Origin of the sequence: Actinomadura gamaensis (assembly GCF_042652125.1) — a bacterium.
In the GTDB taxonomy this organism is placed as follows: Bacteria; Actinomycetota; Actinomycetes; order Streptosporangiales; family Streptosporangiaceae; genus Spirillospora; species Spirillospora gamaensis.
The window spans coordinates 64,189-81,429 of sequence record NZ_JBHSIT010000005.1; the positions used below are offsets into that span (position 1 = coordinate 64,189).

General features: G+C 73.5%; 12 protein-coding genes. 3 read left to right on the top strand and 9 right to left on the bottom strand.

Annotated features, from left to right (window positions below; all coding sequences use genetic code 11):
• Position 1: 1 nt before the first annotated feature.
• The 7 genes from pgl to tkt form a co-directional block, all read right to left on the bottom strand.
• Positions 2-784 carry a 6-phosphogluconolactonase gene (gene pgl, locus ACFPCY_RS18045; protein WP_378256578.1) on the bottom strand — a complete coding sequence of 261 codons (783 nt, stop codon included), beginning with the start codon at positions 782-784 and terminating at the stop codon, positions 2-4.
• Complete coding sequence (locus tag ACFPCY_RS18050; RefSeq protein ID WP_378256579.1) at positions 781-1,836, bottom strand: glucose-6-phosphate dehydrogenase assembly protein OpcA; 1,056 nt, start codon at positions 1,834-1,836, stop codon at positions 781-783. The genes pgl and ACFPCY_RS18050 overlap by 4 nt, the downstream gene beginning before the upstream one ends.
• A gap of 3 nt (positions 1,837-1,839) precedes the next feature.
• Complete coding sequence (zwf, locus tag ACFPCY_RS18055; RefSeq protein WP_378256580.1) at positions 1,840-3,369, bottom strand: glucose-6-phosphate dehydrogenase; 1,530 nt, start codon at positions 3,367-3,369, stop codon at positions 1,840-1,842.
• 259 nt (positions 3,370-3,628) lie between these two features.
• Positions 3,629-5,308, bottom strand: a complete 1,680-nt coding sequence (locus ACFPCY_RS18060; protein WP_378256582.1) for a phosphoheptose isomerase — start codon at positions 5,306-5,308, stop codon at positions 3,629-3,631.
• Positions 5,309-5,465: 157 nt separating this feature from the next.
• The gene (locus ACFPCY_RS18065; RefSeq protein ID WP_378256584.1) at positions 5,466-7,058 is read right to left on the bottom strand and encodes a glucose-6-phosphate isomerase; all 1,593 of its coding nucleotides are present in this window, start codon (positions 7,056-7,058) and stop codon (positions 5,466-5,468) included.
• Positions 7,059-7,108: 50 nt separating this feature from the next.
• Positions 7,109-8,227 carry a transaldolase gene (gene tal, locus ACFPCY_RS18070; protein ID WP_378256586.1) on the bottom strand — a complete coding sequence of 373 codons (1,119 nt, stop codon included), beginning with the start codon at positions 8,225-8,227 and terminating at the stop codon, positions 7,109-7,111.
• Between the two features lie 17 nt (positions 8,228-8,244).
• Positions 8,245-10,299 (bottom strand): transketolase, encoded by a 2,055-nt coding sequence (gene tkt / locus ACFPCY_RS18075; RefSeq protein WP_378257500.1) that lies wholly within the window; start codon positions 10,297-10,299, stop codon positions 8,245-8,247.
• A gap of 699 nt (positions 10,300-10,998) precedes the next feature.
• Here tkt and ACFPCY_RS18080 point away from each other — a divergent pair.
• The 3 genes from ACFPCY_RS18080 to ACFPCY_RS18090 all read left to right on the top strand — a co-directional run bounded on the left by ACFPCY_RS18080 (position 10,999) and on the right by ACFPCY_RS18090 (position 14,537).
• Entirely contained in the window at positions 10,999-11,988 is a 990-nt protein-coding gene (locus ACFPCY_RS18080; RefSeq protein WP_378257502.1) for a heme o synthase, read from the top strand.
• Positions 11,989-12,056: 68 nt separating this feature from the next.
• A complete protein-coding gene (locus tag ACFPCY_RS18085; RefSeq protein ID WP_378256588.1) occupies positions 12,057-13,277 on the top strand; it encodes a PrsW family intramembrane metalloprotease in 1,221 nt (406 codons plus the stop codon).
• A gap of 219 nt (positions 13,278-13,496) precedes the next feature.
• Positions 13,497-14,537 (top strand): COX15/CtaA family protein, encoded by a 1,041-nt coding sequence (locus ACFPCY_RS18090; RefSeq protein ID WP_378256590.1) that lies wholly within the window; start codon positions 13,497-13,499, stop codon positions 14,535-14,537.
• Between the two features lie 66 nt (positions 14,538-14,603).
• Here ACFPCY_RS18090 and polX read toward each other — a convergent pair whose 3' ends face one another.
• Positions 14,604-16,325, bottom strand: coding sequence for a DNA polymerase/3'-5' exonuclease PolX (gene polX, locus ACFPCY_RS18095; RefSeq protein ID WP_378256591.1), 1,722 nt, complete (start codon positions 16,323-16,325; stop codon positions 14,604-14,606).
• A gap of 49 nt (positions 16,326-16,374) precedes the next feature.
• A complete protein-coding gene (gene prcB, locus ACFPCY_RS18100) occupies positions 16,375-17,214 on the bottom strand; it encodes a proteasome subunit beta (protein WP_378256592.1) in 840 nt (279 codons plus the stop codon).
• Positions 17,215-17,241: the final 27 nt, after the last annotated feature.

A 17,241-nucleotide genomic window follows, 5' to 3' on the forward strand; every position in this document is an offset into this window, starting at 1 on the left:
GTCAGGGGGACGCGATGCGCTCGATCCCCGGCGGCAGCTCGGACGCGGCGGCCCGGTCGAGCAGGAACAGCGTGGAACGGCGTCCGCGCGCGCCCGCCACCGGCACCTGCACCGGGCCCGCCTCGGGGGACAGGCCCAGCCGGACGGCCTTCGCCTTCGACTCGCCCGCCGCGAGCACCCACACGTCCCGCGCGGCCCGCAGCGACGGCAGGGTCAGCGAGATGCGCGTGGGAGGCGGCTTCGGCGCGCCCCGCACGCCCACCACCGGACGGTCGTCGTACAGCGCGGGCATCTCCGGGAACAGCGACGCGACGTGCGCGTCCGGCCCGACGCCGAGCATCAGCACGTCGAACGACGGGACGGGCCCGTGGTCCTCCGGGCGGGCGGCCCGGCGCAGCTCCTCGGCGTACCGGGCGGCGGCGGCCTCGGGGTCCGTGCCGTCCGGACCGTCCGTCGCGGGCATCGGGTGCACCCGCGCCGGGTCGAGGTCCACGTGGTCGAGCAGCGCCGCGCGCGCCCCGGTCTCGTTGCGCTCGGGGTCGCCGGACGGCAGGAAGCGCTCGTCGCCCCACCAGACGTCCAGCTTGCGCCAGTCGATCGCGTCCCGCGCGGGCGTGGCGTTCAGCGCCGCGAGCACGGCCGTGCCGACGCCGCCGCCGGTCAGCACCACCGAGGCGGCGCCGCGCGCGGCCTGCGCGTCCACGATCCGGGTCACCAGCCGCGCCGCCGCCGCCTTCGCCAGCAGCTCCTGGTCGCGGTGGATCAGGACGGTCGGAGTGCTCACTTGGCCTTCCCCGGACGCTTCGCCGCCGCCTTCTTCGCGGCGGACGCGCCGCCCGAAGAGGACTCGCCAGCCGAAGGGGACTCGTCGCCCGAGGCGGCTCCGTCACCGGAGGCGCCGCCGGACTCCCGGGGGGTCGTCGCGGCCGTCAGGTCCTTGGCGAACCGGGTCACCGCGTCCTGGTAGACCTCGTCCGGGTCGAGGCGCCGCAGCTCCTCGGCCAGCAGGTCCGCCATCGGACGCCGGTGCAGCGCGACCTGCCGGTCGGGCTGGCCCGGACGCGACAGCGTCGCGACCCGGCCGTCGTGCCGGGACACCTCGATGTCGCCCTCGCGCGTCGTCAGCCGGACGCCGGTGATGCCCGGCCCGTCCGACGTCGCCCGGACGATCGGGACGCCGAGCCGCACCTCCAGCCACGCCGCCAGCAACTCGGCGGACGGGCTGTCCGGCTCCGCCGAGACCTCCCCGCCGGTGATGTCGTCGTGGTCCTGGTCGAGCGCCGCGGCCAGCAGCGAGCGCCAGTTGGTGATGCGGGTCCAGGAGAAGTCGGTGTCGCCGGGACGGTACACCTCGGCGAGCCGCGCCAGCGTGCCGAGTCGGTCGCGGGCCGCGTAGGAGTCGGTCACGCGGCGCTGCGCGAGCGCGCCGAGCGGGTCGCCCGACGGCACCTTCGGCACCCGGCCGCCCGGCCACCAGGTGACCACGGGCGTGTCCGGCATCAGCAGCGGCACGACGACCGAGTCGGCGTGCTCGGCGAGCGGCCCGTACATGCGCAGCAGCACGGTCTCGCCCGGCCCGGTCTCGCCCATCCGGATCTCGGCGTCCAGCCGGGACGAGCTGCCGCGCGCGTCCCGGGAGATCACCGTCAGCACCCGGCAGGGGTGCTCGCGGGCCGCCTCGGTCGCCGCCCGGACCGCGTCGTACTGCGCCGACTCGTCGGTGACGATGATCAGGGTCAGCACCATGCCGACGGCCGGGCCGCCCATCAGGTGCCGGGCCTGGGTCAGCGCCTCCTGGATCCGGCGGGTGGTGGTGTCGGTGAGATCAATGTTCATGGGTTAGAGCCGCCTCCAGACGCGGCCGTCGCGCGCCATCATCTCGTCCGCGCTGTCCGGCCCGTAGCCGCCGGACTTGTACTGGTCGACCTTCTTCGAGGTGTCCCAGTGCTCCTCGACCGGGTCGAGGATCCGCCAGGACAGCTCGACCTCCTCCTGGCGCGGGAACAGCGGCGGGTCGCCGATCAGCACGTCCAGGATGAGCCGCTCGTAGGCCTCGGGCGAGGACTCGGTGAACGACTCGCCGTAGGCGAAGTCCATGTTCACGTCGCGGATCTCCATCGAGGTGCCGGGCACCTTCGAGCCGAACCGGACGGTGATCCCCTCGTCCGGCTGGACCCGCATGACCAGGGCGTTCTGCCCGAGCTCCTCGGTGTCGGTCTGGGAGAAGGGCTGGTGCGGCGCCTTCTGGAAGACCAGCGCGACCTCGGTGACGCGGCGCGACAGCCGCTTGCCGGTGCGCAGGTAGAACGGCACCCCGGCCCAGCGGCGGCTGTCGATCTCCAGCTTGACCGCCGCGTAGGTCTCGGTGGTGGACGACTGCGGGATGCCCTCCTCCTCCAGGTAGCCCTTCACCTTCACGCCGCCCTGCCAGCCCGGCGCGTACTGGCCGCGCGCGGTCGCCAGGGACAGGTCCTCCGGCAGGCGCACCTGGGAGAGGATCTTCGCCTTCTCCGCCCGGACGGCCTCGGAGCTGAACGAGGTCGGCTCCTCCATCGCGGTCAGCGCGAGCAGCTGGAGCAGGTGGTTCTGGATGACGTCGCGGGCGGCGCCGATGCCGTCGTAGTAGCCGGCGCGCCCGCCGATGCCGATGTCCTCGGCCATGGTGATCTGCACGTGGTCCACGTAGGACCGGTTCCAGATCGGCTCGAACATCGTGTTGGCGAACCGCAGCGCCAGGATGTTCTGCACGGTCTCCTTGCCGAGGTAGTGGTCGATCCGGAAGATCGACTCCTCGGGGAAGACGCGGTGCACGATGTCGTTGAGCTCCTGCGCCGACTTCAGGTCGTGCCCGAACGGCTTCTCGATGACGACACGCCGCCAGGAGCTCTCCGTCCGGTCGGCGAGGCCGCTGCGCTGCAGCTGCTCGGTGACCGTCGAGAAGAACTTCGGCGGGATCGACAGGTAGAACGCGTAGTTGCCGCCGGTGCCGCGGCTGGCGTCGAGCTCCTTGACCGCCATGGCCAGGGCGTCGAACGCGCCGGGGTCGTTGAACTCGCCGGGGACGAAGTGCATGCCCTCCGACAGGTGGTTCCAGACGTCCTCGCGGAACGGGGTGCGCGCGTGCTCCTTGACCGCCTCGTAGGCGATCTGGCGGAAGTCCTGGTGGTCCCAGTCCCGCCGGGCGAAGCCCACCAGGGAGAAACCGGGCGGCAGCAGCCCCCGGTTGGCCAGGTCGTAGATGGCCGGAAGCAGCTTCTTGCGCGACAGGTCCCCGGTGACCCCGAACAACACCAGCACGCACGGCCCGGCCACGCGTGGCAGCCGCTTGTCCCGCGGATCCCGGAGCGGATTGGGTGCTGTGTCCGTCACGTGGCGGTCCCCTCTTCTCGCACTATGCCGTGGACCGTTCTTGCCCACTGATTTCCCGTGCTCACTCGCCGCAGCGCGTCCGGCGCGCGCCGTGCGCTTCGGCGAGGGCCTCGCGGGCGGCGCGCCGGGCCGGGCTCGCGGCACCGGTCCCGGACCGGCGCGTGCGCACCGGTCACCCCCAGGTATACGCCCATCTCGCGAAGATCATTCCCTTCGTCGGGGTAACGGCAACCCCAGGCGTTGTTCACAGCCCGGTCCGTCACCCCGCGGCCTGTGCTCTCGTCCCGGCGGCCTCGGCCGCCGCGCCCAGCGCGCGGACCGCTTCGGCGAGGCGTCCCGCGCCCTCCACCGCGTCCCGCAGGTGGACGCGGACGACCGGCAGCCCCAGCGCCCGCAGCGCCCGCTCCTCGGCGAGCGCGCGGGCGAGCTGCAGCGACGCCAGCCCGTACGGACGGCCCGGCACCGGCGTGTCGGCGACCGGGTCGCCCTCCGGCGGATCGCCCGTCACGAGCAGGAACGCGCCGCCGCCCGGGCCGCGCTTGTGCACCGACCCGGTCGCGTGGAGATACCCGGGTCCCGAGCCGTACACCACCGGACGCCCGGAACGCCGGGCGAGCGTCGGCGCGAGGTAGCGCCCGGACAGCTCGCCCGACAGGTAGGTGACGACCGACAGGTAGCCCTCCGGCGGCACCCGCGCGAGCAGGGCCGCGAGGGCCGCGTTCAGGCCGTCCGCGCCCCGCGGGACGGGCAGGTCGGTGTGGACCTCCACGTCGCCGTCGGCGAACGCGGGCCGTCCGGTCGGCAGCGGGCCGCCCGCCGCGGCGGCGAGCAGCTCGGCCGCGTCGTCCTCGGCGTCCTGCGCGACCGGGCCGCCCGGGTCGAACGGGTTGACCCCGAGCAGCCACCCGGCGACGGCCGTCGCGTACTCCCACAGCAGGAACTGCGCGCCGAGCGGCGCCCACACCGACGTCTCGGCGTCGCCCTGCGCGCCCTGGCGCGGGTTCAGCGCGATCGCGTGCGCGTCGGCGAGGCCGGCCGGGCTGCCCGGCGGCTCCAGCACCAGGACGCCGCGTCCGCGCTTGCCCGTCCCGGCCGCGAGCGCCTGCGCGATCCAGCCGCTCAGCGCGCCGGACCCGCCCGGCTCGTGCAGGGCCAGCTTGTCCCGCGCGAGGCCCTCGGGGCCGCGCTGGGCGCAGCCCCCGATGATCGCGCCGAGCAGCAGGCCCGGATTGTCCTTGTCGTTGCGGAGCGCGGGCGCGAGCGCCGCCGCCTCGTCCAGCACCTGGCCCACGTCCGCGCCCGCCAGCACCGCGGGCACCAGCCCGTACGCCGACAGCGCCGCCAGGTGCCCAGGAAGGCCGGGATCGGTCAGCCCGACCCGGTAGCCCTTGCCGCGCGCGAACCCGTGCAGCGGGCTGCCCTGGTCGGTGATCACCACGAATCGCGCCGCGACCTCGCGGTCGGTGAGCCCGCGCCTGCGGAAGGCGTCGGCGAGGATGCGCAGGTAGGCGTCCCCTTCGAGGGACACGCCGGACTTGCTCGCCAGCACCACCAGGGTGCGGTCGAGGCGCTCCAGCGTGAACGCGAGCGCCGCGGTGTCCGAGCCGTCCAGGACGGTCAGCGCGCCGCCCGACCCGGCGTGCTCCTCCATGATCGCCTGCGCGGCCAGCGCGTCCGCGCCGACCCCGACCAGCACGACGTGGTCCAGGCCCGCGAACCGCGCCTCGGCGACCACGCCGTCCACCTTGTCCAGCAGGTAGCGGGAGGCGAACGGCAGGTCCAGCCAGGCCAGCCGGCTGTGGTCGACGGCCCGCCGGCCCCACAGCCGCGGGTCCTTGGCCGCCAGCGCCGCGGGCACCCCGCAGGCGACCAGGTAGTCGCGCGCCTGGAGCGCCTGCTCCAGCACGTCGCCGCGCGTCAGTACGTCGAATCCGGACACCGTTCCTCCCCACCCCCATCGTTTCAGGAGAGACGAGGCATCCGCGACCAACTCCCCGATCTTCCAGATGTCGATTTGTGAACAAGTGCGAGAAACCCGGCCGCCGGACGGACGGCCGGGTCTGCGCGCACGAACGGTTCACCGGCGGGCGGACGGGTCAGGTGAGGGCCTTGATGAGCTGGTTGAGCCCGTCCGTCCGGTCCTTGAGGTGGAGGCGGACGGTCGGCCGGCCCCGCGCGCGCAGGGCGCGCAGATCGCCGAACGACTGGGCCAGCTGGAGCTCGGCCAGGCTGTAGGGCCGGCCGGGGATCGCGACGTCGGTGTCCGAACCGGCCGTGACCAGCAGGAACGCGCCGTTCTCCGGACCGCCCTTGTAGTACTGGCCGGTCGAGTGCAGGTAGCGGGGACCCCAGTCGAAGGTGACCGGGACGGGGGAGCGGCGCACGCGGTCCCCCCGCTCGGCCAGCAGCGGGCGCAGCGTGGCAGCGGACGCGTCGAGCCGCCGGTCCAGGTAGGCCAGGACGGCGAGGTAGCCCCGGTCCGGGACGGTGTCCAGCAGGACGTCCAGGACGTCGTTGAGCGAGCCGGCGCCCTGGAGGAGCTCCTCCCGGCCGTACACCTCCACGGCGTCGTCCACCAGCGCCGGGACGCTCGGGATGACGGTCGGGGCCGTGCCCTCCGCCGCGCGCAGCAGCGCGGCGGTGTTGGCCTTGGCCTCGTCCACGCCGGGCTGGTCGAACGGGTTGATCCCGATCACCCGGCCCGCCACCGCGACGGCGCACTCCCACAGCAGGAACTGCGCGCCGAGCGGGCCGGACACCGACAGGCCCGCCTCCCGCGCGGGGCCGGGCTCGTCCGGACGGCCGCCGAGCACGACGCGGCGCAGGTCGTCGGCCGGCGCGAAGCCGGGCGCGTCCACGTTCTCGACGACGACGGGCAGCAGGCCCTTGCCGTCCTTGCCGGTGGACGCCGCAACGAGCTGGGCGATCCAGTCGGGCAGGCCGGGCATGCCCGAGCCGTGGTCGGCGAGCACGAGCTTGTCGCGGCCCGACAGCGCGGACGCGCCGAGCGCCGCGCCCAGCGCCAGCGCCGGGTTGTCGTAGGGCAGGTGCAGCGTCCCGGCCAGCGCGGACGCCTCGTCCAGCAAAGCCTTCGGGTCCGCGCCCGCCAGCGCGGACGGCACCAGGCCGAACGCGCTCAAAGCGCTGAACCGGCCGACGGTCTCCGGATCGCCGTGGACGGTGTCGTACCGGCCGTCGAGCGGCGAGCCCGGGTCGGTGATCACCAGGATCCGCGCGGCCGGGTCGATCCCGAGCCCGCGGAACGCCTCCTCGAACACGCGCAGGTGGGCGTCGGTCTCCACGGTGGCGCCGCTCTTGCTCGCCACCACCAGCATGGTCGAGTGCGGCTCGTCCAGCGCGGTGCGCAGCGCGTGCGGGTCGCTGGTGTCCAGGACGATGAGGTCGGCGGGCGTGGCCCCGGACGCGCGGGCGGCGACCTCCGCCGCCAGCGCCGAGCCGCCCATGCCGGCCAGGACGATCCGGGTCAGCCCGCCCGCCCGGGCCGCCCGGACCCGCTCGGCCAGCGGGCCGAGCAGGTCGCGGGAGGTCTCGGGCAGGCGCAGCCAGCCCAGCCGCCGCGCCGCCTCGGGCGCGGCGTCCGGGCCCCAGAGCCTGCCGCTGCGCTGGACCAGCGCGCCGGGGACCCCGTCGTAGACGAGCCGCTCCAGCACGGACTCGGTCTCGTCCACCAGGGGCCCCCGGATGGTGACCGAAACCCCAGCCGCGGTCACCACCGACGTCACGCGCGGGCCCCCGCCTTGTCCTTCAGCTCGCCGGAGATGGTGTCGAGGAGCTCCTTCCAGGAGACCTCGAACTTCTCCACGCCCTCGTCCTCCAGGACCCGCACGACGTCGTCGTAGTCGACGCCGACGTCCTTCAGGCCCTGCATGACGGCGCGGGCGTCGTCGTACTTCGTCGTCACCGTGTCGCCGGCCGGCTCGCCCTTCTCCGCCTCGGCGTCGAGGGTCGCCTCGGGCATCGTGTTGACGACGCCGTCGGCGATCAGGCCGTCCACGTACAGGGTCGGCGGGAGGTTCGGGTCCTTCACCCCGGTGGACGCCCACAGCGGACGCTGCGGACGCGCCCCCGCGTCACGCAGCTTCGCCCAGCGGTCGCTGCGGGACTTCTCCTCGAACAGCTCGTACGCGAGCCGCGCGTTCGCGAGGCCCGCCTTGGAGCGCAGCTCCTTGGCCTCGGCCGAGCCGATCTTGTCCAGCCGCTTGTCGATCTCGGTGTCCACGCGGGACACGAAGAACGACGCCACCGACTCGATCTTGGACAGGTCGTGCCCGTTCTCGCGGGCCTTCTCCAGCCCGGCGAAGTAGGCGTCGATGACCTTGCCGTACCGCTCCAGGGAGAAGATCAGCGTCACGTTCACGCTGATGCCGTCGGCCAGCGCCGCGGTGATCGCGGGCAGCCCCTCCTCGGTGGCGGGGATCTTGATGAACAGGTTCGGCCGGTCGACCATCCACCACAGCGCGCGCGCCTCGGCGACGGTCTTCTCGGCGTCGCGGGCCAGCCGCGGGTCCACCTCGATCGACACCCGGCCGTCCACGCCCTCGGTCCGGTCGAAGACCGGCCGCAGCACGTCGGCGGCCCAGCGGATGTCGTAGGTGGTGATCGCGCGGACCGCCTCCTCGACGTCCACGCCGCGCACGGTCAGGTCGCGGACCTGCTCGTCGTAGGCGTCGCCCTTGCTCAGCGCCTTGGCGAAGATCGTGGGGTTGGAGGTGACCCCCACCACGTTCTTCTCCTTGACGAGCTGCTCGAGGTTGCCGCTGCGCAGCCGCTCGCGGCTGATGTCGTCCAGCCAGATCGACACGCCCAGGCCGGAGAGCTTCTTCAGAGTGTCGCTCATCGCTTCTTCCTCTCCCCTCAGTTTCCGGTGGTGCTGCCGCGCCCGGCGTCCTGCACGCCCGCCTTGATCAGGCTGGCCTTGGCCGCCGCGACGACACGCTCGGGCGTGAAGCCGAACTGCTCGAACAGCGTCTTGTAGTCGGCGGACGCGCCGAAGTGCTCCAGGCTGACGATCTCGCCGGCGTCGCCGACGTAACCGCGCCAGCCGAGCCCCACGCCCGCCTCGACCGCGACGCGCGCCCGGACCGCGGGCGGCAGCACCTGCTGCTTGTAGGCGTCGTCCTGCGCCTCGAACCACTCCACCGACGGCATCGACACCACGCGGGTCGGGGTGCCCTGCCCCTGGAGCGTCTCGCGGGCCGCGAGGGCGAGCTCGACCTCCGAGCCGGTGGCGATGATGAGCACCTCGGGACGGCCGCCGTCGGCCTCGGCCAGGACGTAGCCGCCCTTCGCCGCGCCCTCGGCGGGCGCGATGTCGGAGCCGGACCGGTCGAGCGTCGGCACCTTCTGCCGGGTGAGGACCAGGCCCGCCGGACGGTCGGAGTGCTCCAGGATCGTCCGCCACGCGACCGCGGTCTCGTTCGCGTCGGCCGGGCGGACGACGTCCAGCCCCGGGATCGCGCGCAGCGCCCACAGGTGCTCGACCGGCTGGTGGGTCGGGCCGTCCTCGCCGAGGCCGATGGAGTCGTGCGTCCAGACGTAGGTGACCGGCAGCTTCATCAGCGCCGCGAGCCGGACGGCCGGGCGCATGTAGTCGCTGAACACCAGGAACGTGCCGCCGTAGGGACGCGTGCCGCCGTGCAGCGCGATGCCGTTCATGATCGAGCCCATGGCGTGCTCGCGGATGCCGAAGTGCAGCGTCCGGCCGTACGGGCCGCCGGGGAACTCCTTGGTCTGGAACTCCTCGGGGACGAAGGACGGCTCGCCCTTCATCGTGGTGTTGTTCGACTCGGCGAGGTCGGCCGAGCCGCCCCACAGCTCCGGCAGCACCGGCGCGAGCGCGTTCAGCACCTCGCCGGACGCGGCGCGCGTGGCCAGCGCCTTGCCCGCCTCGAAGGTCGGCAGCGCCTCGGCCCAGCCGCCCGGCAGCTCGCGCTTGGCGAGCCGGTCGTACAGGGCGGCCTGGTCCGGGTTCGCTGCGCGCCAGGCCTCGTACTTCTTGTTCCACTCGGCGTGCGCCGCACGGCCGCGCTCCACCACGCCGCGCGCGTGCTGCAGCACCTCCGGCGCGACGGCGAACTTGGCGGACGGGTCGAGTCCCATCACCTTCTTGGTGGCGGCGACCTCGTCCGCGCCGAGCGCGGAACCGTGGGCCTTGCCCGTGTTCTTCTTGTTCGGCGCGGGCCAGCCGATGATCGTGCGCAGCGAGATCAGCGACGGGCGGCCGGTCTCGCGCTGCGCGGCCTCCATCGCCTCGGCGAGCCGCTCCACGTTCTCGTGGTACTCGCCGTCGACCGTCCAGTCGACGGTCTGCACGTCCCAGCCGTAGGCGGCGTAGCGGGCCTTGACGTCCTCCGACTTCGCGATCGCGGTGTCGTCCTCGATCGAGATGTGGTTGTCGTCGTAGATCATCACGAGGTTGCCGAGCCGCTGGTGCGCGGCGAGGGCGCTGGCCTCGTGGCTGATGCCCTCCTCGATGTCGCCGTCGGAGGCGATCACCCAGACGCGGTGGTCGAAGGGGGACTCGCCCGGCGCCGTCTCCGGGTCGAACAGGCCGCGCTCGCGGCGGGCCGCCATCGCCATGCCGACCGCGTTGCCGATGCCCTGGCCGAGCGGCCCGGTCGTGGTCTCGACCCCGGCGGTGTGCCCGTGCTCGGGGTGCCCCGGCGTGAGGCTGCCCCACTTGCGCAGCTGCTTCAGGTCGTCCAGCGTCAGCGGGTAGCCCGACAGGAACAGCTGGATGTACAGGGTCAGGCTGGAGTGCCCGCAGGACAGGACGAACCGGTCGCGCCCCGCCCAGTTCGGGTCGGTCGGGTCGTGCTTCAGGAAACGCTGGAACAACAGGTAGGCGGCGGGCGCGAGGCTCATGGCCGTCCCGGGGTGCCCGGAACCGGCTTCCTCGACCGCGTCCATCGCGAGGGCGCGGACCGTGTCCACCGCCCGCCGGTCCAGCTCGGACCACTCAAACGTGCTCTTGTCCCCACTCACGGAACGCCAGGCTCCTCTCGAACCACTTTTATTCAGCGATGTCTCTCACACGGAGGCGGAGTTCCTCTGTCGCGTCCGTCCTTCGCAACATGACGCGCACCGAGCGTGTTCCCCTGCGGGCCCACGGGACGATGGACGAACCGTGTCACGGGCGCTTCGGCGAGATCGCTCCGGCCCGCCTCCGAGCCTATCCAACGGCAGGGCCGGCTCCCGTGACCTCGCCCCGGCGAAAGCGCCGGACGGGTCCGCGCGGGCCGTTCCGGCCGTCCACTCCGGGAGCCTGCCCGATCGTTTCGCGGCATAACCCCCCGCGCGGGGGAACCGGCGGGTGAGCGCCCCTCCCCGGTGCGGGACCGGGGCCGTCCGGCGAAAGCCCACGTCGGAGGGGGGAGCCCGGCCGGGCGCGGCGCGTCCGGTGCCCCGGTGCGTGACCCCCGGAGGGGGCGGACTACAGTGGACCCGCGGTTGAGGGCGACCCGGAACGACGTCGAAAGCGACCGCTGAAGCAGTAGCCGGGCCGAGGCACCCGCCTCGGCGCGGCCCCGAAGGATCGCGGGGGCACCGAGACGGTGGACGCGATTCGGCGACGCGAATTCCCTTGCCTAGTTGGACGTGGACCCGATTGTGACGGTGCTCAGTAACAAGCTCGGCGTCGAGCAGCTGGACGACCCGGTGCCGGGGGCGGCACATGTGTCGGCCCCTCCGGCGGCGGCCCCGGCCGAGAGGCGGACGCTCGGCGCGAGCGTCCGCGCGTACGTGGCGCTCACCAAGCCCCGCGTGATCGAGCTGCTGCTGATCACGACGATCCCGGTGATGTTCCTGGCCGCCGGCGGCGTGCCGTCGCTGGAGCGGGTCCTGCTGACCTTCGCCTTCGGGTGGATGTCGGCGGGCGCGGCGAACGCGATCAACTGCTACATCGACCGCGACATCGACGCCAAGATGCGCCGCACCCGGCGCCGTCCGCTGGCCCGGGCGCAGGTCGCGCCGAGCCGGGCGCTCGCCTTCGGGATCGCGCTCGCGGTGGTCTCGACGGTCGGGTTCGCGCTCGCGGTGAACCTCGTGTCCGCGGCGATGTCGCTGTTCGCGATCCTGTTCTACGTCTTCGTGTACTCGCTGCTGCTCAAGCGCCGCACCTCCCAGAACATCATCTGGGGCGGCATCGCGGGCTGCATGCCGGTGCTGATCGGCTGGTCGGCGGTGCGCGGCACCGTCGACTGGACCCCGTTCGTGCTGTTCGGCGTCGTGTTCCTCTGGACGCCGCCGCACACCTGGACGCTGGCGATGCGCTACAAGGAGGACTACGCCGTCGCCAAGGTGCCGATGCTGCCGGTCGTGGCGTCCGAGCGCCGGGTGATCGGGGAGAGCCTCGCCTACACCTGGGCGACCGTGGCCTGCTCCCTGCTGCTCTGGCCGGTCGCCGGGATGACCCCGGTCTACGGGACGGTCGCGGTCGTCCTCGGCCTGGTCTTCCTCGCCGAGGGGCACCGGCTCATGCGGGACGTCCTGCGCGGCGTGACCGGCGTCCACCTGCGCCCCATGCGCTTCTTCCACCTCTCCAACGTCTACCTGGCGCTGCTGTTCACCGCCGTGGCCGTGGATCCGCTCCTGCACTGAGCGTGATCCGCCCAGGTCAGCCGGGGTCGTGTCGGCGCGCCGGCGGCGGGACCGTTACGCTCCCGCTTATGGCGCGCATTGATCCCAAGGCGGTGCTCGAAGGGCGGCTGCCGGGGCGTCCCCCCGTGGCCCTGGTGATGGGCCTCACCGTGTCGTCCCTGTGCGCGCTCATCGCGCTCGCCATCGACGCCCTCTACGGCGGTGCGGGCTTCTGGGTCGGGGTCGTCCTCGCCATTCTGCCCATCCCGCTGCTGATCGCGCTCGTCCTCACGCTCGACCGGATGGAGCCCGAGCCGCCGCGCGCGCTGCTGTTCTCGTTCATGTGGGGCGCGGGCGTCGCCGTGCTCGGCGCGCTGGTCCTGAACACCCTCGGGCTGCTCTACGTGACCGTCCCGATCTTCGGCGAGGTCAAGGGGCACTTCGTGAGCGCCGCCTTCGGCGCGCCGGTGATCGAGGAGTCGCTCAAGGGCGCGGTGCTGTTCGGGCTGCTCTGGTGGCGGCGCAACGAGATCGACGGCTTCGCCGACGGGATCATGTACGCCTGCATGGTCGGCCTCGGCTTCGCCATGATGGAGAACGTCACCTACTACATGCGCGCGTTCGACCAGGGCGGCGCGCAGCAGCTCCAGGCCGTCTTCATACTCCGCGGGGTCGTCGCGCCGCTGAGCCACCCGCTGTTCACGTCCATGACCGGGATCGGCGTCGCCTGGGCGGCCACCCACCGGCGCGGACGCGTCCTCGCGCCCGCCCTCGGCCTGCTCGGCGCCATGCTGCTGCACGGCCTGTGGAACGGCGCCGCCTCGATGGGCCTCGGCGGCCTCGGCGCGGTCTACGTGCTGGACGCCCTCGTCCTGTGCGGCCTGCTCACCGTCGTGTTCGTCGAGCGGCACAACACCGTCAAGCGGATCGAGCACGTCCTGCCGATGTACGAGCCGACCGGCCTGGTCACGCCCGCCGACATCCGGATGCTGCGGTCCATCCCGGCCCGCCGCGCCGCCCGCCGCTGGGCCCGCGCCCTCGGCGGACGCGGCGCGTCCAAGGCCATGGAGGACTACCAGCTCGCCGCGACCGAACTCGCCCTCCTGCACAAGCGCGCCGAACGCGGCGTCGCCGAACCCCACTGGTTCGAGGGGCGCCGCGACGCCCTGCTGAGCCTCATGGGCCTCGCCCGGCAGGCGTTCCTGCGCACCGCCCCGCCCGAACGCCGGCACGGGCCGCCCTGGGCCGGCCCGGGACCGTCCGGCTTCGGCCCGCCCCCGCCCCCGCCCGCCGCCGGCCCCTACGGCTGACGGCCCTGCCCCGGGGATGGATCGCGCTGCCCCTGCGGATGATCGCCGGGCCGTGCGGGGATAGCCGGGCCGTGCGGGGGATCGCCGGGCCGTGCGGGGGATCGCCGGGCCGTGCGGGGGATCGCCGGGTCCTGCGGCTGACCAGCGGGACGACACGCCTATATGCCTTGACAGGGGGCCGGGTCAAGGCTTCGCCGGTGCGGCCATACGATGAACAGCGTGGCCGAACGATCCGAGACCGCTGCCGCCCCGCGCCCGCCGCGCGCCGCGCCGCACCCGTCGCGCAACCCGCTGACCCGGGCGATCGACTCCTTCTGGAACCCGACCCCGGCGTCGCTGCGGCTGCTGGCGCTGCTCGGCGTGATAGGCAACGCGGGGATCGTCGCGACCGGCGGCGCCGTCCGGGTGACCAAGTCGGGCCTCGGCTGCCCCGAGTGGCCGCGCTGCACCGGCGACAGCCTCGTCCCGACGCACAACCCGTCCCACTCGGCCGCCAACATGGCGATCGAGTTCGGGAACCGGATGCTCACCTTCGTGGTCCTCGCCCTCGGCGTGCTCGTGTTCGTCGCGGCGCTGCGCCTCCGCCCGCGCCGCCGGGACCTCGTCCGGCTCGCGTTCGCGCAGCCCATGAGCGTCGTCGCGCAGGCCGTGGTCGGCGGCATCGTGGTGCTCACCAAGCTGCACCCGGCGGCGGTCGCGCTGCACTTCCTGGTCTCCCCGGCGCTGCTGGTCTTCTGCGTCGCCCTGTGGGAGCGGTCGCGGGAGGGCGACGCCGCTCCCGAGCCGGTCGTCCGGCCCCTGCTGCGCCGGCTGTCGGCGCTGCTCGCCTGCGCCGCCGCCGCCGTCCTGGTCGCCGGGACGGTCGTCACCGGCACCGGCCCGCACGCCGGCGACGACAAGGCGCGCCGCTGGGGCTTCCAGATCGAGGACGTCACGCGCGTGCACAGCGGCCTGGCCTGGCTCACCGTCGGGCTGACCGTCCTGGCCCTCATCGCCGCCTACCGGACCGGCGCGCCCACCGCCTACCGCAACCGGGTCCTGACCCTGGTCGGGCTGGAGCTCGCGCAGGGGGCGCTCGGCTACATCCAGTACTTCATGGGCGTCCCCGGACCGCTGGTCGTGCTCCACATGCTCGGCTCGGTGCTGGTGTGGATCATGGCGCTGCGCATCCTGTTCGCCACCCGCGACCGCGGCCCGATGCCCGCCGCCGAGCCGGCGCCGTCCGCGCCGTCCCCCCGCACCGCCCCCCAGCCCGCCTGACCGCGCGGCAGGCCGCGTCCGACCGTGTTCGGACGCGGCCTTCGGCGTCTGCCGGCCTCCGGCGGGTCAGGGCTTCTTGGCGAGGAACTCGCGGAGGCGGGGGAGGGGCCAGGCGTTGATCACGTCGTCGGGCGTGAGCCAGGCGCGCTGGGCGGTGCCGACCGCGAACCGGATGTTGCGCATGTTCCCGACCGAGTGCGCGTCGGTGTCGATCGCGAACTTCACGCCGAGCCGCAGCGCGCGGCGGGCGAGGTCGGCGGGCAGGTCGAGCCGGTCGGGGAACGAGTTGACCTCCATGGCCGTCCCGGTGCGGGCGGCGGCGCGGAACACCTCGTCCCAGTCGGCGTCCACCGGGGCGCGGCGGCCGATGGACCGGGCCGTCGGATGGCCGATCACGTTGACGTGCGGGTTCTCGCAGGCGGTGATCAGGCGGCGGGTGACCTCGTCGCGGTCCTGGGTGAAGTGCGAGTGGACGGACGCCACGCACACGTCGAAGCCCGCGAGGAAGTCGGCGTCCCAGTCGACCGAGCCGTCCGGGCCGATGTTCAGCTCGGTGCCGTGCAGGATCGCCAGGTTCGGGTAGTCCTTCTGGAGCTCGCGGATCCGCTCGCGCTGGGCGAGCATCTTCTCGTCGGTCATCCGCTGCATGACCAGGTCGGGCGCGTGGTCGGTGACCGCGTAGTACTCCAGGCCCCGCTCGGCCGCCGCCGCGACCATCGCCTCCAGGGACGCCACGCCGTCGGTCAGGTCCGTGTGGGTGTGCAGGTCGCCGCGGAGGTCCTCCACCCGGACGAGCCGGGGCAGCGCGTCCTTCTGCGCGGCCTCGATCTCCCCGGTGTCCTCGCGCAGCGGCGGCGGGATCCACGGCAGGCCGAGGCGGCGGTACACCTCGTCCTCGGTCTCGGACACGATCAGCGCGCCGGACTCGACGTCGAACAGCCCGTACTCCGACAGCTTCAGACCGGCCCGGGCGGCGATCTCCCGGGTGCGGATGTTGTGCGCCTGCGAGCCGGTGAAGTACTGGAGCGCCGCGCCCCAGGACGCCGGCGGGACGACCCGCAGGTCCACCTGGAGGCCGCGCGAGGTGCGCACCGAGGTCTTCTTGTCGCCGCTGCCGATGATCTCGGTGACGAACGGCAGCGCCTTGAACGCCTCCATCACCGGCTGCGGGTCGTCCGAGGCGACGAGCACGTCCACGTCGCCGATCGTCTCGCGCATGCGCCGCAGCGACCCGGTGTACTGGCACCGCTCGACGCCCGGCACCTGCGAGACCGCGGCGACCACGTCGTCGGCGAGCTCGCTCGCGACGTCGATCGGCGAGCGGTCCTGCGCCTGCACGAGCAGCTCGATGCCGTGCCGGATGTTCTCCACCGACTTCGGCCCGAAGCCCTTCAGCCCCTTGAGCCGCCCCTCGTCGATCGCCTCGGTCAGCTCCGCGACCGAGGACACGCCCAGCTCGGCGTAGAGCTGGTGGGCGCGCTTCGGGCCGAGCGTCGGGATCTCCGTCAGCGCCCGCACGCCCGCCGGGATCTGGGCGCGCAGATCCTCCACCTGGCGGATCGTGCCCGTCCGGTTGTAGTCGAGCAGCTTCTTCGCGATCGCCTCGCCGACCGTCGGGATCTTGCGCAGCCCGGGCAGCTCCAGCCCGGAGATGTCGTCGGGATACCCCTCGACCGCCCGCGCGGCCTTCTCGTAAGCCCGGATCTTGAAGGCGTCGCCGCCGGTGATGGACAGCAGGTCGGCGAGCTCCCGCAGCAGCTCGGCGGCCTCCTCGTTCGCGCGTGCCATACCGGCAGCCTACGAGGCCCCTCCGACAGAACGCGGCCCTGGGGACGGCTCAGCGCAGCGGGGCGACGGGGCCGTCCGGACGCTCGGTGCGCTCGCGGACGACGCGCTCGGCGATCTCCCCGGCGCGCTCGTCGGAGTAGGCGCGGAAGCCGTCCTCGGTGACGACGGCCAGCGACGGGTAGATGCGCCGGGACGTGTCCGGACCGCCCGTCGCCGAGTCGTCGTCGGCCGCGTCGTACAGGGCCTGGACGGCGACGAGCGCGGCCTCCTCCTCGGTGAGGTCGTCCCGGTACAGCTTCTTGAGCGCGCCCGCCGCGTAGGGCGAGCCGGACCCGTCCGCGTGGTACCGCTTCACCTCGGACGGCGCGCCGGTGATGTCGTAGGAGTAGATGCGCCCGACGTTCTGGTCGAGGTCCCAGCCGGCGAGCAGCGGCACGACCGCGAGCCCCTGGAACGCCTGCGCCAGGTTCGCCTGGACGACCGCGCCGAGCCGCCGCGCCTTGCCCGGCAGCGACAGCGGGACGGTCTCCATCTTCTCGTAGTGCTCCAGCTCGACCTGGAACAGCCGGACCATGTCCATCGCGATGCCGACCGTCCCGGCGAACGCGACCACGCTGTGCTCGTCGCCCCGCTGGACCTTGTTCAGCTCCCGGTAGGCGATCTGGTGCCCCTGGGTGGCCCGGCGGTCGCCCGCCATCAGCACCCCGCCGGGGAAGGTGAGCGCGAGCACCGTCGTCCCGTGCGGCAGGTCCAGCGGCCGCGCGGCCTCCGGCGTCCGGTTGACGGGCAGCAGCTCGGGCGCGTTCACCCGCAGGAAGTCCACGAACGACGCCTGTCCCGCCTCGAAGAACTCGGGCGGCAGCCCCTGCTCGTCGTTCAGGCCGGTCACGGCGACTCCTCTCACTCCCCGGGGCGG